This is a genomic window from Ruminococcus sp. zg-924, from assembly GCF_024433635.1.
Taxonomy (GTDB): Bacteria; Bacillota; Clostridia; order Oscillospirales; family Acutalibacteraceae; genus UBA7067.
In genome coordinates, this window is record NZ_WNJZ01000006.1 from 85,135 (window position 1) to 108,302 (window position 23,168).

General features: G+C 45.2%; 14 protein-coding genes and 1 other annotated feature. All 14 genes read left to right on the forward strand.

Going from position 1 to position 23,168, the window contains the following annotated elements; all coding sequences use genetic code 11:
- Positions 1–243: 243 nt before the first annotated feature.
- The 14 genes from GMA13_RS04280 (at position 244) to dusB (ending at position 22,832) form a co-directional block, all read left to right on the forward strand.
- Positions 244–1,359, forward strand: coding sequence for an acyl-protein synthetase (locus tag GMA13_RS04280; protein WP_255883633.1), 1,116 nt, complete (start codon positions 244–246; stop codon positions 1,357–1,359).
- Positions 1,360–1,378: 19 nt separating this feature from the next.
- Entirely contained in the window at positions 1,379–2,647 is a 1,269-nt protein-coding gene (locus tag GMA13_RS04285; RefSeq protein WP_255883631.1) for an acyl-CoA reductase, read from the forward strand.
- A 66-nt stretch (positions 2,648–2,713) separates the two neighbouring features.
- Positions 2,714–2,949 (forward strand) — a binding site (T-box leader).
- 79 nt (positions 2,950–3,028) lie between these two features.
- Positions 3,029–4,693 (forward strand): biosynthetic-type acetolactate synthase large subunit, encoded by a 1,665-nt coding sequence (gene ilvB / locus GMA13_RS04290; protein ID WP_255883630.1) that lies wholly within the window; start codon positions 3,029–3,031, stop codon positions 4,691–4,693.
- Between the two features lie 28 nt (positions 4,694–4,721).
- A complete protein-coding gene (gene cimA / locus GMA13_RS04295; protein ID WP_255883629.1) occupies positions 4,722–6,293 on the forward strand; it encodes a citramalate synthase in 1,572 nt (523 codons plus the stop codon).
- Positions 6,294–6,465: 172 nt separating this feature from the next.
- A complete protein-coding gene (locus tag GMA13_RS04300; RefSeq protein ID WP_255883628.1) occupies positions 6,466–7,857 on the forward strand; it encodes a citrate/2-methylcitrate synthase in 1,392 nt (463 codons plus the stop codon).
- Between the two features lie 69 nt (positions 7,858–7,926).
- The gene (gene spoVAC, locus GMA13_RS04305) at positions 7,927–8,373 is read left to right on the forward strand and encodes a stage V sporulation protein AC (RefSeq protein WP_255883627.1); all 447 of its coding nucleotides are present in this window, start codon (positions 7,927–7,929) and stop codon (positions 8,371–8,373) included.
- Between the two features lie 352 nt (positions 8,374–8,725).
- The gene (rpoB, locus tag GMA13_RS04310; RefSeq protein ID WP_255883626.1) at positions 8,726–12,457 is read left to right on the forward strand and encodes a DNA-directed RNA polymerase subunit beta; all 3,732 of its coding nucleotides are present in this window, start codon (positions 8,726–8,728) and stop codon (positions 12,455–12,457) included.
- Positions 12,458–12,478: 21 nt separating this feature from the next.
- The gene (gene rpoC, locus GMA13_RS04315) at positions 12,479–16,039 is read left to right on the forward strand and encodes a DNA-directed RNA polymerase subunit beta' (RefSeq protein ID WP_255883625.1); all 3,561 of its coding nucleotides are present in this window, start codon (positions 12,479–12,481) and stop codon (positions 16,037–16,039) included.
- Positions 16,040–16,387: 348 nt separating this feature from the next.
- Complete coding sequence (gene rpsL, locus GMA13_RS04320) at positions 16,388–16,807, forward strand: 30S ribosomal protein S12 (RefSeq protein WP_255883624.1); 420 nt, start codon at positions 16,388–16,390, stop codon at positions 16,805–16,807.
- A gap of 162 nt (positions 16,808–16,969) precedes the next feature.
- Complete coding sequence (rpsG, locus tag GMA13_RS04325; RefSeq protein ID WP_255883623.1) at positions 16,970–17,440, forward strand: 30S ribosomal protein S7; 471 nt, start codon at positions 16,970–16,972, stop codon at positions 17,438–17,440.
- 18 nt (positions 17,441–17,458) lie between these two features.
- The gene (gene fusA, locus GMA13_RS04330) at positions 17,459–19,555 is read left to right on the forward strand and encodes an elongation factor G (RefSeq protein WP_255883622.1); all 2,097 of its coding nucleotides are present in this window, start codon (positions 17,459–17,461) and stop codon (positions 19,553–19,555) included.
- Between the two features lie 91 nt (positions 19,556–19,646).
- A complete protein-coding gene (gene tuf, locus GMA13_RS04335) occupies positions 19,647–20,849 on the forward strand; it encodes an elongation factor Tu (protein WP_255883621.1) in 1,203 nt (400 codons plus the stop codon).
- Positions 20,850–21,055: 206 nt separating this feature from the next.
- The gene (locus tag GMA13_RS04340; RefSeq protein WP_255883619.1) at positions 21,056–21,838 is read left to right on the forward strand and encodes a putative ABC transporter permease; all 783 of its coding nucleotides are present in this window, start codon (positions 21,056–21,058) and stop codon (positions 21,836–21,838) included.
- A gap of 16 nt (positions 21,839–21,854) precedes the next feature.
- Positions 21,855–22,832 (forward strand): tRNA dihydrouridine synthase DusB, encoded by a 978-nt coding sequence (dusB, locus tag GMA13_RS04345; RefSeq protein WP_255883618.1) that lies wholly within the window; start codon positions 21,855–21,857, stop codon positions 22,830–22,832.
- Positions 22,833–23,168: the final 336 nt, after the last annotated feature.

Genomic DNA, 23,168 nt, shown 5'->3' on the forward strand with positions numbered 1-23,168 from the left:
CTGCTGTGATTAATGGGTATAGTTCAGTTTGAAATTGTTTCATATGCAAATTGTCCGGATGCGATGGGTAAAGAAAGCTACAACCTTTGAAAAGTTTCGGTTAGCTGCGGTTATACCAACAAATTTACTGTATTAATCAGCATATAAATCATTCTATAATTTAGTATTCCTATTGCAAATCAAGTGGCGTGTGTTATACTGATAATATATACTATAACAACCGGGTATAACGGGGTGAATTGTGTGGGTTGCGATAAAAAACTGTTCAAGTATAAAAAGCCGTATGACTTGACGGGCAGTGATGAGCTGTTTGTTGCGGCTATGCGTGAAAATGCTGCTTTTCAGTACGTGCACTGCGCTGATTACAGGCGCATACTTGATGAAGCCTCATTTGACCCGAACAGTATAAGCTCGTTTGATGATTTGGTAAGGCTCCCGTTTATTCCAACGCTCTACTTTAAGCACCACCGCCTTGAAAGCGTACCCCATAAGCGACAGCTGATAAAGGCGACCTCGTCAGGAACAAGCGGCGCACAATCGAAAATAGGGTTTGACTTTCGCTCGCTAAAAAACGGACTTGATATGGTTATAAGCGTCGGAAAATACCATAGGCTTTGGTCGGCAAAACCCGTCAACTATATAATATTTGGTTACCAGCCGAGCAGGAGCAACAAAACCGCAATAAGCAAGACTGCTTTCGGGTTTACATTTTTCGCCCCTGCTTTAAGCCGCACATATGCGCTCGAAATGAACGAAAACGGCTATAAGCTGTCATTCGACAGGGTGCAGCATATGCTGCGAAAATGTGCCGAATCAAAATTTCCGATGAGGACAATCGGTTTTCCTGCGTATACATATTTTCTTCTTAGAAATATGAAGGAAAACGGCGTGCATTTGAAAATGCCAAAGGGCAGTATGGTGACTCTCGGCGGCGGCTGGAAGCAATTTTACGCCGAAAGAGTGGATAAGCAGGACTTCTACAGCCTTGTATATGAGGTGCTTGGAATTGAGCAGGAGAACATTGTTGAGTTTTTTGGCGCAGTTGAACATCCGATTTTATATGCCGACTGCAAATGCCACCACTTTCACATACCTGTTTACAGCCGTGTTATCATAAGAAACCCCGACGATTTTTCGCCTGTAAAGGACGGTCAGCCCGGACTTGTTAACCTGTTGACCCCTATGGTGCGCAGTATGCCGCTTCTGAGTGTTATGACGGACGACATCGGTGTGCTCCACAGTGAGCCTTGTCCGTGTGGAGAAACGTCGCCATGGCTTGAAATTATCGGCAGGGTCGGAATAAGCGACATTGTAACCTGCGCAGCAGGAGCACAAGAGTATTTGAACAGAGCTGAATAATAATGCACGAGGTAAAATTATGATACTGTATAAGGGTGAAATTTTGGAGGACAGCCGTCAGGAGGAAATAATAGCCTCTCTTAGAAACGAGCTTTACAAACCGCTTGAAGCGGGTAAAGAGCTGCCTCTTGATAAGGTTATAAATGCCTGCGACAGTCTGGCAAGGGCGGTTCTTGACGGCGTGTATGACGAGATTCTTCTGCCATACCTTAAGAAATTCAGTATAAGCCGGCAAAGATTCATCGGGATGGCCCGGTTGTTCTTGGAAAAATCGCTTAAGTATAAATGTAGCGTTGAGCTTTGTGACGATGAAAGGTTAATAGACGGCGGTATAATCAGAAAGCGTTTGCCGCTTGGTGTGCTTTTACACATCGCCGCAGGAAATGTTGATGCGCTGCCTGCGTACAGCGTTATTGAGGGTCTTTTAAGCGGTAATATAAATATTCTTAAACTTCCGGCAGGGGATTCAGGTCTGTCAGTGCTGCTGCTCGGTGAGCTTATAAAAATTGAACCTGCGCTTACTGACTATATCTATGTCTTTGACGTTCCGTCAACCGAAACGCAAACCCTGAAGTCGCTTGCCGATTTATGTGACGCTGTTGTTGTGTGGGGCGGTGATATGGCTGTTAAGGCAGCAAGACAGCTTACAGGAGTAAACACGAAAATAATAGAATGGGGGCATAAGCTTTCGTTTGCATATGCAGATATATCAGCTGATGAAGAACAGCTTATGGAGCTTGCTGAGAATGTATGTGCAACCAACCAACTTTTATGTTCCTCATGCCAGGGAATATTTGTGGATACGCAGTCATATCAGGAGCAAATAAGCTTTGCCGGTAGGTTCTTTGAAGCACTCAAACGCATAAACAGCACAGTGGGACAGGTTGATTTCGGAATGAGGGCGAAAAATGCGATAAGCATATATAATGAGCGGCTTGAACAGCACAGCACCAAAAACGTTATTATGTCATCCGGTGGTGTGAGCGTTATCTGCACAGATGACAGCGAGCTTAAGCTATCATATCTATATAGAAATGTATGGGTGAAAAGGCTTACGCACGATAAAATTGTGCAGACCTTAAAGCCGTATAAGAATTATTTGCAGACAGCCGCCGTGCTGTGCCCGAACCACGAAAAGAGGGCGGAAATATGCAAAAAACTTGCCAATGCAGGCGTTGTCAGAATTACATCCGGTGGAAATATGTCGAGAACGGTGTGCGGTGAGGCTCACGACGGGCGTTATCCTCTGCGTGAATACAGCCGCATAGTTGAAAGTGAGTTTGTTTGATGATTGAAAAATTATCTATTGACAAATTCCTCGTAGCGATATAAAATAAATCGTAACAGAATATTTTAAAAGGCTTTGACAGGGAAGAGTACTACGGACAAGCTTTTTCAGAGAGCCGCCGGTTGGTGTAAGGCGGTATTGCCCCAAAGGAAAATCACCCTTGAGTTTTCGGCTGAAGCGCATATGCGTTTTAAGCTTGAACGGTTGTCCCCCGTTATAGGGGCGAGCATTCGGCTTTTGCCCGATGCTTTGAGAGGCTCATATGAGCAAGCAAGGTGGTACCGCGGTTTTTCGTCTTTGCAGTCAGTTAACTGATTGTAAGGGCGTTTTTTTATGCCGCATCAGATATGCAATGTGAAATAAGAAAGGATATGGATTAATATGAAATTAAACGGCTCGGATATTATTGTAGAATGTTTGCTTGAGCAGGGCGTCGATACGGTTTTTGGCTATCCCGGCGGCGCAGTGCTGAATATCTATGACGCACTGTATAAGTACAGCGACAAAATAAATCATATTCTTACGGCGCACGAGCAGGGTGCGTCACACGCCGCAGACGGCTATGCACGAGCAACCGGCAAAACCGGCGTTGTTATAGCAACATCGGGTCCGGGAGCAACAAATCTTATAACAGGTCTTGCAACCGCAAAAATGGACAGTTCGCCTATTGTTGCAATAACGGGAAATGTTACAAGGGATTGCCTTGGACGTGACAGCTTTCAGGAGGTTGATATAAAGTCAATCGCCGCACCTGTTACAAAAAAGAGCTACTGTGTTATGAGTATGGAGGAGCTTGCCCCGACAATCAGAGAGGCTTTTGAGCTTGCAAACTCAGGCAGAAAAGGTCCTGTGCTTATTGATATTCCAAAGGACATTACCGCTCTTGAAACTGAGTATGAGATGCAAAGCCCGAAAAAGAAGGAAATCTATGTAAGTGCGGATAATGACTATCAAAGAGCGGCTGAGCTTATTAAGGCTTCAAAGCGTCCGTTTATCTACGCAGGCGGCGGAGTTATCGGCAGTAATGCGTCAAATGAGCTTTTGGAGCTTGCAAAGAAGATTGATGCACCTGTGTGCTGTTCGCTTATGGGCATAGGCGGTATGCCTGCTGACGAGGAGCTGTATTTTGGTAACTTAGGAATGCACGGAATGTATGAAACGGGAATGGCTACCCTCAATGCCGACTGCATTATTGCAGTGGGCGCAAGGTTCTCGGACCGAGTTGCGGGTGACCGCAAAAGGTTTGGTGAAAACGCTTCAATCATACATTTTGATATTGATAAAAAGGAAATCGACAAAAACATTAAGACCGACTGCGCTATTCTTGGTGAGATAAAGGAAACAGCTAAGGCTGTTGCGGAGCTTTTGCCACAGCTTGAGCACAAAGAATGGATAGAGCAGTTAAGGAAATGGAAAAAAGAAGGGGAGATTAAGCAGACCGAGGGTGATTATCCTTCTCCGTATCACATTCTGTCAGCGGTGCAGAGTTTAAAGGGTGACAACGATATTATTGTTACAGACGTAGGACAGCATCAGATGTGGACGGCGCAGTTTTGCAGATTCAACAAGCCGAGAACATTCCTGACCTCGGGCGGACTTGGTACAATGGGCTTTGGCATGGGTGCTTCAATCGGAGCACAGTGCGGCAAAGAAAAAAGCCGTGTAACGCTGATAACGGGCGACGGAAGCTTTCATATGAATTTAAACGAGCTAGTAACACTGAAAAGCTTTAATATGCCGATTGTTGTATGCGTTATGAATAACACGGTTTTGGGTATGGTAAGACAGTGGCAAAAGCTTTTTTACGGCAGACGTTTTTCACAGACAGACCCACACAGGGCAACTGACTTTGCGGCTTTGGCTCACTCCTTCGGAGTTGAGGGAATGACCGTAACAAGGGCTGAGGATGTTGAAGCGACGCTTGAAAAAGCGTACAGCCTTAATGCACCTGTTGTAATAGACTTTCATATTTCGCCTGACGCAAATGTTCTGCCGATGATTCCACCGGGAAAAACAGCAGACGCTATGATAATGGAGCTTGACTGATTCTTTTATAAGTGATGGTGAAAATTAAATGAAGCAAATAGAGATTTTCGATTCGACCCTGCGTGACGGCGCACAGGGCGAGTCAATATCGTTTTCGGTGCAGGATAAGCTTGCCATTGTTAAGGCTCTTGACAGGCTCGGCGTGAAATATATTGAGGCAGGCAACCCGGGCTCGAACCCAAAGGATTTGGAATTCTTTGAAAAAGCGCAGAAGCTTAAGCTTGAACACTCAAGCCTTGTTGCATTCGGCAGCACAAGGCGAAAGGACATTAAGGCGGAGCAGGACAGCAACCTCAGCGCTCTTTTGGGAGCAGGGACAGAGCTTGTTGCTGTGTTTGGAAAATGCTGGCGACTGCACGTTACCGAGATTATCAACACAACCCCTGATGAAAACCTTGCGATGATATACGATACCTGCGAATTTCTTAAGAATAAAGGCAGGAGGGTAATTTTTGACGCCGAGCATTTCTTTGACGGTTACAAGGATGACCCCAATTTTGCGCTGACAGCTCTTGAAAGCGCCGTTAACGGCGGTGCTGAATGTCTTGCGCTGTGCGACACAAACGGGGGTACATATCCCGATGAAATGTACGATATTGTGTCGGTTGTATGCAAGCGTTTCCCAAATGTTAAGGTTGGAATCCACACCCACAATGACAGAGGAATGGCTGTTGCAAACTCTATTATGGCTGTTAAGGCAGGAGCTGTGCAGGTGCAGGGCACGTACCTTGGCTACGGCGAAAGATGCGGAAACGCCAATTTGTCAACGGTAATACCCGATTTGATGTTAACGGGCGAATATCTGTGTATTCCGCAGGAGCAGCTCAAAAATGTAACAATGACGGCACGTGAGATAGGTGAAATTTCAAACACCTCGATAAAGCGAGGTGAGCCGTTTGTGGGCATAAGCGCATTTGCACACAAGGCAGGTATGCACGCTGACGGTGTGCTGAAGCTGCCACGCTCGTTCGAGCATGTTCCGCCGGAAACGGTTGGTAATTCACGCCGCTTTCTGATGAGCGAAATATCGGGCAGGAACGCTTTGCTTGAAAGGATAAAGAAAATAGACCCGACTATTGAAAAATACAGTGAGGAAACCTCGGTAATACTTGACTCGCTTAAGAAAATGGAGCAGCAGGGATATCAGTATGAGGGTGCTGACAGCAGCCTTGAAATGCTTATCCGCCGCAGCCTTGGCAGATACAAGCCGTTTTTTGAGCTTATCAACTACAAGATTGTATCAGGCAGACCTTGCGAGAGTGCCGAATGCAGCGCAACCGCAACAGTTAAGGTTGCCGTGAACAACAGGGTTCAGCTTATGGCGGCAGAGGGCAACGGTCCGATAAGCGCAATGGATTTAGCGCTCAGGCAGGCTCTTGAGGTATTCTACCCAACGCTTAAGAAAATGCACCTTATCGACTATAAGGTTCGTGTTATGGATTCAAAAAGCGCAACGGCGGCAACTGTAAGGGTACTTATCACCTCGTCTGACGGGGTTAACGTTTGGACAACGGTCGGGGTTTCTGCCGACGTTGTTGAAGCGAGCCGAATCGCCCTTACCGAGTCTGTTGAGTATCATCTTATACAAGAGAACTTGTGAATTAAACAATTGGTTTTGTTTAACTCTACATAATAAGCGCAAAATTCTGTGAAAGTTTGAATTCTGTGCTTTAATGTGCTATAATAGAAAAAGACTATAAATTAATGACATTTTGATGTCCGTTATGTGAATAAACGGTATAGGTACATATTTACCCAAGGAAGTGAGTTAATTGGAACACAAGAGAGAGTTTAGCAAGATTACCCCGGAGATATTGGAGTTAAGCAAGCTTTGCTTTGAAAACAGCAACATTGACCCGGAGCTTTACGGCAAGTACGACGTTAAAAGAGGTCTGCGTGATGTAAACGGCAAGGGTGTGCTTACAGGTCTTACCGAGATTTCAGATGTCAACGCTTTCATTGAAAAAGAAAACGGGGAAAGAATTCCAATTGACGGTCAGCTTTATTACCGTGGCTATGAAGTAGAAGCGATAGTTGACGGCTTTATTAAGGATGACCGGTTTGGATTTGAGGAAGTAACATACCTTCTTCTTTTCGGACAGCTTCCGAATGCACAGCAGCTTGACGAGTTTCGCACTTTGCTTGCATATTATCGTTCGGTGCCGATGAGCTTTGTAAGAGATATTATTATGAAATCACCGAGCAAGGATATTATGAATTCACTTGCAAGAAGTGTGCTTACCCTGTATTCCTATGACAGCAATCCGGACGATACATCGCTTCCGAACGTACTGCGTCAGTGCATACAGCTTATTTCGCTGTTCCCTATTTTATCGGTTTACAGCTTTCAGGCTTACGGTTATTTCCACGATAACAAGAGCCTTTTCATACATAACCCGCAGACGGAGCTTTCAACGGCTGAGAATATTCTCTATATGCTCAGACCCGACTCTAAGTACACAAAGCTTGAGGCTAAGCTTCTTGATATGGCTCTCGTTCTTCACGCAGAGCACGGCGGCGGTAACAATTCAACCTTTACAACACATGTTGTAACCTCTTCCGGTACAGACACCTACTCGGCAATAGCGGCGGCTCTCGGTTCTCTTAAGGGTCCGAAGCACGGCGGCGCTAACATTAAGGTTGTCCGTATGTTTGAGGATATCAAGGCTCATGTCAAGGATTATTACGATGACGAAGAGATTGGAAATTATATAACAAAGATTCTTCACAAAGAGGCGTTTGACCACAGCGGCCTTGTTTACGGCATTGGTCACGCAATCTATTCTATTTCCGACCCACGTGCAAGAGTGTTCAAGAAATTCGTTGAGCGTCTTTCAAACGAAAAAGGCAGACAAGACGAGTTCCATCTTTACAACACTGTTGAAAGACTTGCCGCACAACAGATTGCAAAGGAACGCAGGGTGTATAAGGGAGTCAGTGCAAATGTTGACTTTTACAGCGGCTTTGTTTATACAATGCTTGATTTGCCGCAGGAGCTTTTCACTCCGCTGTTTGCTATTGCAAGAATTTCCGGCTGGAGTGCTCACAGAATTGAGGAGCTTATTAATTCCAGCAAGATTATCCGACCGGCATATATGAACGTGCAGGAAAAAAGGGAGTACGTTGATTTGGCGGACAGACCGGAATCGACGCACGAAATTTAAATCATTCTCCGCATATACTTCTGCATAACCGCCGCAAAATCCGCACAAACTACCCTTGAGGTGAAGCGGATGAAGGTAACTAAGCAGGAATATTCTAAGATGGCTGAGAAGGCGTCGCCGAATAGTCCGATTTTACTTGATTGTGTAAAGGCGTTTTTATTTGGCGGCGGCTTTTGTGTTATAGGGCAGATTTTTATGAACCTGTATAAAACGGCGGGGCTTGACAAGGAAACGGCTTCTGCCGTTGTGTCGATTACTATGATTTTTCTGGGTGCAGCTTTGACGGCTGTCGGCTGGTACGAGAAAATAGCTAAGCACGCAGGAGCAGGCAGCCTTGTGCCGATAACAGGCTTTGCAAACTCCGTTGTTGCTCCGGCGATAGAGTTTAAGGCAGAGGGCTTTGTGCTTGGCTTGGGCGCAAAAATGTTTATAATAGCCGGTCCGGTTATAGTTTACGGCACACTTGCGTCTGTTATTTACGGGTTGATTTACTTCTTTTTTACAAGAATAATTTAGCGTAAAACCAACAACGCCGCCGAGCGTACAATTTAATTCTTATAAAGAAACCGCAGCGAGTTTTCCCTCGCTGCGGCGATTTTTTTATTATTTTAAAGGAAATTTAAAGTTTTTTCCGAAAATTTGTTGACAAGCTATTTTACTTGATGTATACTTGTAAAATGCAACATAATGGCATAGAGTGCCTGTTTCCGATGGTCTATGCGGAAATATTAGCACAGAATTTACAAAAAATCAAGTATTTTTTTAAATTCAATCGGGTTCACCATTCGGCAAATTCTTCTTTGTTTTTGCCGTGCGAACTGTGCCGACTGTTAAAAAAATAAATTTTTTGGAATGGAGTGAACGCCCAATGGTAAATGTCAAGCCTGTTAAACTTGGCAGCAGAGAGAGGATGAACTTCGCAAAAATTGATGAGGTTATTGAGATGCCTAACCTCATTGAGGTGCAGAAGAATTCCTATAAGTGGTTTTTAGAAAAAGGGCTGAAAGAGGTTTTCAAGGATGTTTCGGGTATTACCGACCACAACGGAAATCTTGTTTTGGACTTTATCGACTACACTCTGGATGTTGACCACCCAAATTACAGCGTTATCGAGTGCAAGGAGAGGGACGCTACATTTGCAGCACCTTTGCGTGTCACCGCACGTCTTTTGAACAAGGAAACCGGCGAAATCAAGGAGTCAAACGTCTTTATGGGCGACTTCCCTCTTATGACGCCAAGCGGCACATTTGTTATAAACGGTGCTGAAAGAGTTATAGTTTCTCAGCTTGTTCGTTCTCCGGGCGTTTACTACAAAATGGAATATGACAAAACAGGTAAAAAGCTGTTTTCAAACACAGTTATCCCGAATCGTGGTGCTTGGCTTGAATATGAAAACGATGTTAACGACGTTTTCTATGTCAGAATTGATAAGAACAGAAAAATTCCTATCACAATGTTTATAAGAGCGCTCGGCCTTGGCACAAACCAGGAAATACTGGATTATTTCGGCGAGGACGAAAGAATGCTTGCCACGCTGGAAAAGGATAGCTGCACAAACATTGAGGAAGGTTTGCTTGAGGTTTACCGCAAGCTCCGTCCGAGTGAGCCGCCGACTGTTGACAGTGCACGTACACACATTAACAATCTTTTCTTTGATCCGAGAAGATATGATATGTCACGTGTGGGCAGATATAAATACAACAAGAAGCTCGGTATTGCCGACAGACTTAAGGGCAACAGACCGTCTCAGCCAATTGTAAACCCTATGACGGGCGAAATTATGGCTATGCCGGGTGAGGTTATCAGCAAGAGCCTTGCTATGGAGATTGAGGACGCAGGTGTAAATATTGCTTACCTCGATGTTGAGGGCAAGGAAATTAAGGTTATCTCAAACGGTATGGTTGACATTTCAAAGTATGTCAGCTTTGACGCAGAGGCTGAGTGCGAGCTTAACGAAAAGGTTTGCTTTGCCGTACTGCGTGAAATCCTTGAGGAGTGCGGCGATGACGAGGAGACTCTTAAGGAAACTCTCAGAGCCAGAAAGGCAGAGCTTATTCCGAACCACATAACCATTGACGATATTTTCTCAAGCATCAACTATATGAACTGTCTTGCCTGCGGAGTTGGTACTACCGACGATATAGACCATCTCGGCAACCGCCGTATCCGCTGCGTTGGCGAGCTTTTGCAGAATCAGTTCAGAATCGGCTTCTCAAGACTTGAAAGAGTTATCAGAGAAAGAATGTCGCTCCAGGCACAGGACACAGACGGACTTTCACCTAACTCTCTTATCAATATAAGACCTGTAACGGCGGCTATTAAGGAGTTTTTCGGCTCTTCACCGCTTTCACAGTTTATGGATCAGACAAACCCTCTTGCGGAGCTTACACATAAAAGACGTCTTTCGGCTCTCGGCCCGGGCGGTCTTTCAAGAGACCGTGCAGGATTTGAGGTTCGTGACGTTCATTACAGCCACTATGGCAGAATGTGTCCTATCGAGACTCCTGAAGGACCGAACATCGGTCTTATCTCCTATCTTGCGTCCTTCGCAAGAATCAACAAGTACGGCTTTATTGAGGCTCCGTTCCGCCGTGTTGACAAGGAAACGGGAATTGTTACCGATGAAACAATATATATGACAGCCGACGTTGAGGACGAATTTATCGTTGCGCAGGCTAATGAACCACTCGACGAAAACAACCGCTTTGTAAACTCCAAGGTTAACGGCCGTTTCAGAGATGAATTTGTTGAGCTTGAGGCTGAAAGATTCGACTTGATGGACGTATCTCCGAAGATGGTTGTATCTGTCGCTACGGCTATGATTCCGTTCCTTGAAAACGATGACGCCAACCGTGCTCTTATGGGTGCAAACATGCAGCGTCAGGCTGTGCCGCTGTTAAAAACACAGGCTCCTATCGTAGGAACAGGTATGGAATACAAGGCCGGCGTTGACTCTGGCGTTTGCGTACTGTCAGAGGAGGACGGCGTTGTTCTGAGCGTAAGCGCAGACAAGGTAACTGTTCAGTATGACAGCGGCAGAGTTCAGGACTTTGCAATCACTAAGTTTATGCGCTCCAACCAGGGCACCTGCTTCAACCAGATTCCTGTTGTTGAAAAGGGTCAGCGTGTTAAGGCTAATGATGTTCTTGCAGACGGCCCTGCAACAGACCACGGCGAGATAAGCCTTGGTAAAAATGCTCTCATCGGCTTTATGACATGGGAGGGTTACAACTACGAGGACGCTGTTCTTATCAGTGAAAAGATTGTAAGAGATGATGTTTATACATCAATTCATATAGAGGAATACGAAACAGAGGCAAGAGATACTAAGCTTGGCGCTGAGGAAATCACAAGGGATATTCCGCAGGTCGGCGAGGATATGCTTAAGGACCTTGACGAAAGCGGTATTATCCATATCGGTGCAGAGGTTCACGCCGGCGATATTCTTGTAGGTAAGGTTACTCCTAAGGGTGAAACCGAGCTTACAGCCGAGGAAAGACTTTTGAGAGCTATCTTCGGTGAGAAAGCAAGAGAGGTGAGAGATACATCATTGCGTGTGCCTCACGGTGAAAGCGGTATTGTTGTTGACGTTAAGGTATTTACAAGAGAAAACAGCCACGACGAGCTTCAGCCGGGCGTAAACAAGGTTGTAAGATGCTATCTTGCTCAGAAGAGAAAAATCTCGGTTGGCGATAAGATGGCAGGCCGTCACGGAAACAAGGGTGTTGTTTCAAGAATTCTTCCTGTTGAGGATATGCCGTTTCTTCCGGACGGTACTCCGCTTGACATCGTTTTGAACCCACTCGGCGTTCCGTCTCGTATGAACATCGGACAGGTACTTGAGGTTCACCTGGGCTACGCTGCTAAGGCTTTGGGCTGGCATATTATGACGCCTGTATTTGACGGCGCTCATGAGTCGGATATATTTGAGGCGTTTAAGCAGGCGGGACTCAGCGAGGACGGCAAGACATGGCTTAAGGACGGCAGAACCGGCGAATACTTTGATAATCCGGTTACAGTCGGATATATGTACTACCTAAAGCTTCACCACCTTGTTGATGATAAAATTCACGCCCGTTCAACAGGTCCGTACTCGCTTGTTACTCAGCAGCCTCTTGGTGGTAAGGCGCAGTTCGGCGGTCAGCGTTTCGGTGAAATGGAAGTTTGGGCGCTTGAGGCTTACGGTGCTGCTTATACACTTCAGGAAATCCTCACAATCAAGTCGGATGACGTTGTGGGCAGAGTTAAGGCTTACGAGGCTATCGTAAAGGGTCAGAACATTCCACAGTCCGGCGTTCCGGAGTCATTCAAGGTTCTTGTTAAGGAGCTTCAGTCGCTTGCACTTGATGTTAAGGTGCTCGACAAGGATGATCAGGAAATTGACCTTCGCCAGAACTTTGACGATGATGATATTCCTGTTGTTGCTGATAATGAGGAGCTTGAGGTTGGCGAAACCGTTGCAACTGACGAGACGTTTGACAGCTATATTGTTGATAATGAGGACGACGATGACAATATGCTTGATGACTCCGCCTTCTACACCGAAAACTCCGATTTGTTTGACGATTACGGCGACGGCTCAGGCACTGACGAGCAATAATAAAGGGAGGTCTTTATAAATATGGAATTTAATGTGTTTGAATCAATTAAGATAGGTCTTGCATCTCCCGATAAAATAAGAGAATGGTCATACGGCGAGGTTAAAAAGCCGGAAACCATAAATTACAGAACACTTAAGCCGGAGCGTGACGGCCTTTATTGCGAGCGTATTTTCGGACCTACAAAGGACTGGGAATGTCACTGCGGCAAATACAAGAGAATCCGCTATAAGGGCAAGGTGTGCGACAAGTGCGGCGTTGAGGTTACAAGAGCAAAGGTAAGACGTGAAAGAATGGGTCATATAGAGCTTGCGGCTCCTGTATCTCATATCTGGTACTTCAAGGGTATTCCTTCAAGAATCGGTCTTATGCTTGACATTTCTCCTCGTCTGCTTGAAAAGGTTCTCTATTTCGCAAATTACATTGTAACAGACCCGGGCGATGTTCGTGGTTTGACAAAGATGCAGATTCTTACGGAAAAAGATTACCGTGAAATGCGTGAAAAATACGAGGATGATTTTGAAGCCGGTATGGGCGCAGAGGCTGTAAGAAAGCTTCTTGAGGAAATCGATCTTGAGGCGCTTTCATCAGAGCTTAAGGAAGAGCTTGAGAATGCATCTGGACAGAAAAAGGCAAGAATCCTGAAAAGACTTGAGGTTGTCGAGGCGTTCCGTTTGTCGGGCAACCGTCCTGAATGGATGATTCTTGAGGTTGTTCCGGTAATTCCGCCTGATATTCGTCCTATGGTACAGCTTGACGGCGGACGCTTTGCAACAAGCGACTTAAATGACCTTTATCGCCGTGTTATTAACAGAAACAACCGTCTTAAAAGACTTTTGGAGCTTGAAGCTCCCGATATTATCATCAGAAACGAAAAGAGAATGCTTCAGGAGGCTGTTGACGCTCTTATCGACAACGGCAGAAGAGGCAGACCTGTAACAGGCCCGAATAACAGAGCGCTTAAATCTCTTTCTGATATGCTTAAGGGTAAGCAGGGACGTTTCCGTCAGAACCTTCTCGGTAAGCGTGTTGACTATTCCGGACGTTCCGTTATCGTTGTTGGACCTGAGCTTAAAATGTATCAGTGCGGTTTGCCGAAGGAAATGGCTCTTGAGCTGTTCAAGCCGTTTGTTATGAAAAGACTTGTTGAAACAAAGGCTGTTCAGAATATAAAGGCGGCAAGAAAGGCTGTTGAAAGAGCAAAGCCTGAGGTTTGGGATGCTCTTGAGGTTGTAATCAAGGGTCACCCGGTTCTTCTAAACCGTGCACCGACACTTCACCGTCTTGGTATTCAGGCTTTTGAACCTGTGCTTGTAGAGGGCAGAGCGCTTAAGCTTCATCCGCTTGTTTGTACAGCGTACAACGCCGACTTCGACGGCGACCAGATGGCTGTTCACGTTCCGCTTTCCGCTGAAGCTCAGGCTGAGGCAAGATTCCTTATGCTTGCCGCAGGCAACCTTTTGAAGCCGTCAGACGGACGTCCTGTTGCTGTTCCGACGCAGGATATGATTCTTGGTTCGTACTACCTTACACTTGATAAGGACGGCGAAAAGGGCGAGGGCAAAATCTTCCGCAATGTTGATGAAGCATATATGGCTTACGAAACAGGCGTTATCAGCCTTCACGCTAAAATCAAGGTAAGACGCTTCATAAACAAAAACGGTGTTGAAAAGCACGCTATTGTGGATACAACAGTTGGTAAGATTATCTTCAACAGACCTATTCCTCAGGATTTAGGCTTTGTTGACAGAACCGACCCGGCTAACGAGTTTAAGTACGAGATTGACTTCCTTGTTGGTAAGAAGAAGCTCGGACAGATTATTGACAAATGTATAAGAGTACACGGAACAGAGGTTACCTCTCGTGTGCTTGACGATATAAAGGCACAGGGTTACAAATACTCAACAAAGGGCGCTATTACAGTAGCCGTAATCGACGCTGAAATTCCGCCTGCAAAGAAAGAAATCATTGCTAAGGCAGAGCAGGACGTTGATAACGTAAGAAACCTCTACAAGATGGGTCTTCTCTCTAATGACGAGCGTTATGCAAAGGTGCTTGACATTTGGGGTGACGCTACCGACAAGGTTACTAAAGCGCTTGAAAATAACCTTGGTAAATATAACCCGATATTCATGATGGCTGACTCAGGTGCCCGTGGTAGTATGAGCCAGATTCGTCAGCTTGCAGGTATGCGTGGACTTATTGCGAATACATCTGGTAAAACAATTGAAATTCCTATCAGAGCTAACTACCGTGAGGGCCTTAACATTATGGAATACTTCATCTCCTCTCGTGGTGCTCGTAAGGGTCTTGCCGATACAGCGCTTAGAACTGCTGACTCAGGTTATCTTACAAGAAGACTTGTTGACGTTTCTCAGGAGGTTATTATCCGTGAGGATGACTGTCATACACACGAGGGTCTTGAGGTGTTTGATATTCGCAACGATCAGGAGCTTATCGAGGGTCTGCACGAAAGACTGCTCGGCCGTTATCTGCTTGAGGACTTCTGCGATGAAAACGGCAACGTTCTTGTTTCCAAGGATGTAATGATGGGCGAAAAAGAGGCAGACATTATTGTTAATTCCGGCGTTGAGAGAATCAAGATTCGCTCAATTCTCGGCTGTCGTGCTAAGCACGGAGTCTGCAAGAAGTGCTATGGCTCAAACCTTGCAAACGGTCAGCCTGTTACAGTCGGTGAGGCTGTCGGAATTATTGCTGCTCAGTCTATCGGTGAACCGGGTACACAGCTTACAATGCGTACCTTCCATACAGGCGGTATCGCATCTGCAGAGGATATTACACAGGGTCTTCCACGTGTTGAGGAATTGTTTGAAAGCAGAAAGCCGAAGCATCTTGCTATTCTCAGTGAGATTGACGGTGACGTTCGCTTTGAGGAAATTAAGAACAACCGCCACGCTGTTGTATATAATAAGGAAACAGGCGAGGAACGCTCCTATCTCATTCCGTTTGGCTCAAGACCGAAGGTTGAGGACGGACAAAAGATTAAAGCCGGCGATATGATTACCGAGGGTTCTAAGAATCCGCACGACATTCTTGCAATCCAGGGTGCAGACGCAGTTCAGGATTACCTTATTCAGGAGGTTCAGAGAACCTACCGTATGCAGGGTGTTGATATCAACGATAAGCACATTGAGGTTATCGTTCGTCAGATGATGAAGAAGGTAAGAATTGAAGACTCCGGAGATACAAACCTGCTTCCAAGCTCACTTGTTGACAAGAGCGAGCTTTACGCCGCAAATGACGAGATTCAGAGAAGAATTGCGAATGGCGAGGAGGGCTTGCAAGAGGCAACCTACACACAGACTCTTCTTGGTATTACAAAGGCATCTCTTGCAACAGACAGCTTCCTGTCTGCGGCTTCGTTCCAGGAAACAACAAAGGTATTGACCGACGCTGCCATCAAGGGCAAGGTTGATCCGCTTATGGGACTTAAGGAGAACGTGCTTATCGGTAAGCTTGTACCTGCCGGTACAGGTATGCACCGTTACAGCGGTGTTCAAATTGAGGAAAACGGAGTAACAGCTCCGGCATCGGACGTTATAGCCGATGAGGTTATTCGCTGATAAATATTTTTCTAATATAAGGTGCCGTTCCGTGTGCGTCACGGGGTGGCACCTTGCTTTTAATTAAGATTAAAGATGTAAGACAACTATTGAACATTCATTATAGGAAACACGCAAAAACCGCATAAATATCGCAAATACAGAAAAAAATAGTTGACAGAATAAGGCTTTACGTGATAGAATAAATAATTGTCGAGCGGCGGTTATTTTGCAGTAGAAAAACTGTAAAACTTGTTGAAAAACCGCATAAGCTTGAGTGAATTTGTGTCTATTACCAATAAGTGTAATATTGATGCAAGAGCTGCGCATAATAAACTGCGCACAAGAAATTTTGAAAGGAGGAAGATTATGCCAACCTTTAACCAATTGGTTCGCAAGGGTCGTGAGGTTTCTGAAAAGAAGGCAAAGGCACCGGCACTTTTGAAGGGATGGAACGCTAAAAAGCGTAAGGCTATTGACCAGAGCTCCCCACAAAAAAGAGGTGTTTGCACTGCTGTTAAGACAGCTACCCCGAAAAAGCCTAACTCAGCTCTCAGAAAGATTGCCAGAGTAAGACTTTCCAACGGTATCGAAGTCAGTTCCTATATCCCGGGCGTAGGCCACAATCTGCAGGAGCACTCCGTTGTTCTTATCAGAGGTGGTAGAGTTAAGGACCTCCCTGGTGTGCGTTACCACATCATCAGAGGAACACTTGACGCACAGGGTGTTGCAAAGCGTATGCAGGCTCGTTCCAAGTACGGTGCAAAACGTCCTAAGGCAGGTAAATAATAAGGAATTGGCAGCTACCCAAAGGAAAGGTTATTATTTTGACTTAAACCAGTACAATACAAATGTGCTTTTATATATAATAAGCCTTTTGTATTGGCCAACGGGAGTTTGTCGCTTTCGAGTACCTATGATATCTCTTATTTTGTGAAGGAGGGAAGTAAAGTGCCAAGAAGAGGCTCAATAGCAAAACGTGATGTATTGCCGGATCCGCTTTACAATTCAAAGCTCGTTACTCGTCTTATCAACAATATTATGTATGACGGCAAAAAGGGCGTAGCTCAGAAGATTGTTTACGGCGCATTTGACATCATCAGCGAAAAGACAGGAAAAGAGGCCCTTGAGGTCTTTGAGCAGGCTATGGAAAACGTAATGCCTGTATTAGAGGTAAAGGCTCGCCGTGTCGGCGGTGCAACTTACCAGGTTCCAATGGAAGTTCGCCCGGAGAGAAGACAGACCTTGGGTCTTCGCTGGATCTCAACTTATTCAAGAGCAAGAAGCGAAAAGACAATGAAGGAAAGACTTGCAGGCGAAATCCTCGATGCAATCAACGGTGCCGGCGGCGCTGCTAAGAAGCGTGACGACACACACAAGATGGCAGAGGCGAACAAGGCGTTTGCACACTACAGATGGTAATAGAACAAGGAGGATTTTATGGGCAGAAAGGTGTCTCTTGAACAAACAAGAAATATCGGTATCATGGCTCACATTGATGCCGGTAAGACAACTACTACCGAGCGTATCCTTTTCTACACCGGTATCAACCACAAGATAGGTGAAACCCATGACGGTGCTTCAACTATGGACTGGATGGTACAGGAGCAAGAAAGAGGTATTACAATTACATCTGCTGCAACAACTTGCTTCTGGAAAGACAGCAAGGGCAAGGATGTAAGAATCAACATCATCGATACACCGGGACACGTTGACTTCACTGTTGAAGTTGAACGCTCACTTAGAGTTCTCGACGGTTCGGTAACTGTTCTTTGTGCAAAGGGCGGCGTTGAACCTCAGTCTGAAACAGTTTGGCGCCAGGCTGATAACTATGGTGTTCCAAGAATGGTTTATGTAAACAAGATGGACATCATGGGCGCAGATTTTTACCGAGTTGTTCAGATGATGAAGGACAGACTTAAATGTAACGCAGTTCCAATTCAGCTGCCTATCGGCGCTGAGGACGACTTCAAGGGAATTATCGACCTTATCAAGATGAAGGCTGAGGTTTATTATGATGACCTCGGTAAAGATATGAGAGAGGAAGAAATTCCGGACGATCTCAAGGAAATTGCGCAGAAATATCACGATGAGCTTATCGAGCATGTTGCAGAGCAGGACGAGGAGCTCATGGAGAAATATTTCAACGGCGAAGAGCTTACTGAGGAAGAAATTAAGGCTACAATCAGAAGAAGCACAATCGCCAACACAATGGTACCGGTTACTTGCGGTACTTCTTACAGAAACAAGGGCGTTCAGAAGCTTCTTGACGCTATTGTTGACTATATGCCGGCTCCGACAGATGTTCCGGCTATCAAGGGTATTAACCCTGAAACAGAAGAGGAGACAGTTCGTCACTCTTCAGACGAAGAGCCGTTCTCAGCTCTTGCATTCAAAATTGCAACTGACCCGTTTGTTGGTAAGCTCTGCTTCTTCAGAGTTTACTCAGGTATGATTACAGCCGGTTCAACTGTATATAACTCAACAAAAGATAACAACGAAAGAGTTGGCCGTATTCTTCAGATGCACGCTAACGACAGAAAAGATATTGACACCTGCTATTCCGGTGATATCGCTGCTGCTGTTGGTCTTAAAAATACAACAACAGGTGATACTCTTTGTGACGAGAAGCACCCTGTTATTCTTGAGTCTATGGAGTTCCCGGAGCCTGTTATCAGAGTTGCAATCGAGCCTAAGACAAAGGCCGGTCAGGAAAAGATGGGCATAGCTCTTGCAAAGCTCGCAGAAGAGGACCCGACCTTTAGAGCTTATACAGACGAGGAGACAGGTCAGACAATTATCGCAGGTATGGGTGAGCTTCACCTTGAGATTATTGTTGACAGACTTCTTCGTGAATTTAAGGTAGAGGCTAACATTGGTAAGCCTCAGGTTGCATACAAGGAAACAATCCGCAAGAATGCTGACGTTGACAAGAAGTATGCAAGACAGTCTGGTGGTAAGGGTCAGTACGGTCATGTTAAGATTAAGGTTGAGCCTAACCCGACTAAGGGCTACGAGTTTGTTAACTCTGTTGTCGGCGGTTCTATTCCTAAGGAATACATTCCGGCTGTTGACCAGGGTATCCAGGGCGCAATGCTCAGTGGTGTTCTTGCAGGCTACAACGTAGTTGACGTTAAGGTTGAACTTTACGATGGATCCTACCACGAGGTTGACTCCTCTGAAATGGCATTTAAGATTGCCGGTTCAATGGCATTCAAAGAGGCTATGCAGAAGGCAGATCCGGTTCTCCTTGAGCCTATTATGAAGGTTACTGTTATTGTACCTGAGGAGTATATGGGCGACGTTATCGGCGACCTTAACTCACGCCGTGGTATGATTCAGGGCATGGAGGCTGAAAACGGCGCACAGAGAATTAACGCTTTTGTTCCGCTTTCCGAGATGTTTGGTTATGCAACAGATATGCGTTCAAAGACTCAGGGTCGTGGTCAGTATGTAATGGAGCCGAGCCACTATGCAGAAGTTCCGAAGTCTGTCGGCGAGGCTATTATTACAGCACGCAAGAAATCTGAGGAATAATTTTTAAAATATACTTGCAATTTTCATTTATTATTGCTAAAATAAGTTTAAGACCAAATTTTTATTATTTTTTTCAAGGGAGGCTATTCCAATGGCAAAAGAAAAATTCGAAAGAAATAAACCGCATATTAACATTGGTACAATCGGACACGTTGACCATGGTAAGACAACTCTTACAGCTGCTATTACAAAGGTGCTCAACCTTGAGGGTAAAGCAAGCTTTGAGGATTATGCAAACATCGATAAGGCTCCGGAAGAGAGAGAGCGTGGTATCACAATCAACACAGCTCACGTTGAGTACGAGACAGATAAGCGTCACTATGCTCACGTTGACTGCCCAGGCCATGCTGACTACGTTAAGAACATGATCACCGGTGCTGCTCAGATGGACGGCGCTATCCTCGTTGTTTCAGCTGCTGACGGCCCGATGCCGCAGACAAGAGAGCACATCCTTCTTTCAAGACAGGTTGGCGTTCCGTATATTGTAGTATTCATGAATAAGACTGACCAAGTTGACGACGAAGAGCTTCTCGACCTTGTTGAGATGGAAATTCGTGAGCTTCTTGACGAGTACGAGTTCCCGGGCGACGACACACCGATCATCCGTGGTTCTGCTTATGTTGCTCTTTCAAGCACATCAACAGATCCTGCTGCTGATGAGTACAAGTGCATTCACGAGCTTATGGACGCTGTTGACGAGTATATCCCGACTCCTGAGCGTAAGGCTGACCAGCCGTTCCTTATGCCTGTTGAGGACGTATTCACAATCACAGGCCGTGGTACAGTTGCTACAGGTAGAGTTGAGAGAGGCGTTATCAAGGTTAACGAGGAAGTTGAAATCGTTGGTCTTACAGACGAGAAGAGAAAAGTTGTTGTTACAGGTCTTGAGATGTTCAGAAAGACTCTTGACTATGCAGAGGCTGGTGACAACGTAGGCGCACTCCTTCGTGGTGTTCAGAGAACAGAAATCGAAAGAGGCCAGGTTCTTGCTAAGCCGGGTTCAATTCACCCGCACACAAAGTTCCATGGTCAGGTTTACGTTCTTACAAAGGATGAAGGCGGCCGTCATACTCCGTTCTTCAACAACTATCGTCCGCAGTTCTATTTCAGAACAACTGACGTTACAGGCGTAATTTCCCTTCCGGAAGGCACAGAGATGTGCATGCCTGGCGATAACGTAGAGATGGACGTTGAGCTCATCACTCCGATCGCTATCGAAGAGGGCCTTCGTTTCGCTATCCGTGAGGGTGGCAGAACTGTTGGTTCAGGCGTTGTTACTGCTATCAACGAGTAATTTAATACTATAATTTAGTTATTTAAATTTACTATTTGGGGCTTAAGTCGTTTGATTTAAGCCCCTTTTCATTTGACATAAAGCCCACTCGCCGTTATAATCAGTATAGTTACTTAAGTATAATTTGTGGTTACAGAGTACGCTCAACAGCGTTACTTTAGCTTTGAAAATTTTAAAAACTAAGTTAAGGATGGTTTATTGTATTTATGAAAACCGAAAGTGATAGTCCGGCTGTATCTGTTGACGAGAGCAAAAAAGTTGACGGTAATGAAACAAGTACTAAAAAACCGAAGAAAAGCTTTGCAAGTGGAATTAATTTTTATAAGCTTGTATGGATTTTTTTGATAGGCAGCTTTTTGGGAGTTGTCTGCGAGGTTGTTTTCTGCTTACTCGTGGACCATAAATATGAATCACGACAGGGTGTAATTTACGGTCCGTTTAACCCTGTTTACGGCGTCGGCGTTGTTTTAATAACTGTGTGCCTTTATTGGCTGAGGAATAAGCGTGATTTCTGGACGTTTCTATGCGGTTCTCTTCTCGGAGCTGCAAGTGAATATATTTGCAGTTGGTATCAGGAAACCTTTATCGGTACTGTTTCGTGGGATTACAGTAATATGTGGGGAAATCTTAACGGAAGAACTTGCCTGCTCTATGCCGGAATATGGGGCTTTCTTGCTATGCTGTGGATGAAATTTATTTTGCCGATAGTATCAAAGCTTGTTGAGGGTATTCCTAACAAAATTGGCTATCCGCTGACGTGGATACTTTTGATTGCAATGCTTGCAAATATATTCATATCGTCTGCTGCTGTTAACAGAATGACGGCAAGACATCAGGGAATAGAGCCGCAAAATGCATTTGACGAATTTTTGGACAAAACCTACCCTGACGACTATCTGATTTCGGTTTACTACCATATGCAGTACGCTGCCGACGGAACTGACACTGACGCCTATAAGGAAACAGCATCTGAAAAACAACTTCCTTAAGAGTGAGGATTATGAAATGAAGATTGGTAATGTTGAAATAAAGGGTAATGCCGCACTTGCGCCAATGGCAGGTGTCGCAGACCGCGCCTTCAGAGAAATTTGTACAGATTTTGGCGCTTCATACGTTGTTACGGAAATGGTAAGCTCAAAGGGCATTTCGTATAACAGCAAAAAATCGGCAGAGCTTATGGTTGTTGAGGACTCGCCTTGCCCTGCCGCAGTGCAGCTTTTCGGTGATGACCCTCAAACTGTTGCATACGCCGCCAAATTTGCGCTCAATTACTCTCCGGATATAATCGACATCAATATGGGTTGTCCTGCGCCCAAAATAAGCGGAAACGGAAGCGGCTGTGCCTTGATGAAAACTCCCAAGCTCTGTGGTGAGATTGTTGCGGCTGTAAAATCTGCTGTTAATATACCGGTAACAGTAAAAATCCGTAAAGGGTGGGACAGTGAGAACGAAAATGCGCTTGAAGTGGCGAAATACTGCGAGGATAACGGAGCAGATGCGGTGACAATTCACGGCAGAACGAGGGAGCAGTTTTACAGCGGCAACGCTGATTGGGACATAATCGCACAGATAAAGTCTGCGCTGCATATACCTGTTATAGGCAACGGAGATATTGTCGATGCTCAGTCGGCTGCTGCAATGTATGAACAGACAAACTGCGACTATATTATGGTGGGCAGAGGTGCACTTGGAAACCCATGGATTTTCAGGCAGATCAATGCTTGGTTTGACAGGGACACTTTCATAGTGCCACCGTCCATAGACGAACGTCTGTCGGTGATGTATCGACATATAAAGCTTGCGTGTGAGTATAAAGGCGAGCGCATTGGTATACGAGAGGCGAGAAAACATATAGGCTGGTATCTTAAGGGCTTTCACGGTGCTGCAAAGTTCAGAAATGAGGCAGGCATGGTTAATACTCTTGAGGACGTAGAAAGGTTGATATATACCGTAAGAAGCGAGGCTTTTAAGCAGGGATTATAGGATAATAAAAAATTGGATAAAAACGAAAAAATAATGAAAAAAAGACTTGACAATTCAGCAGAGGGTTGATATAATAGTGAAGCTGTCGCAAGAGAGGCGAGAGGAATTAGAAAAGCTTGAAAAAAGCTTAAAAAATTCCAAAATAAGTCTTGACAGAAGCGAATGAGAGTGATATAATTAATCTCACTGAGCTTGAGAGATGAGCAGGTCGAGAGCAACACAAAAAGTTGTAAAAAACGGCTTGGGAATCGCAAAATCTTGTGTTCAGAACAGGACCTTGAAAATTAAACAACGCAATCAATTAACCCGTAATTAATTTGAGTTTACTCAAAATTA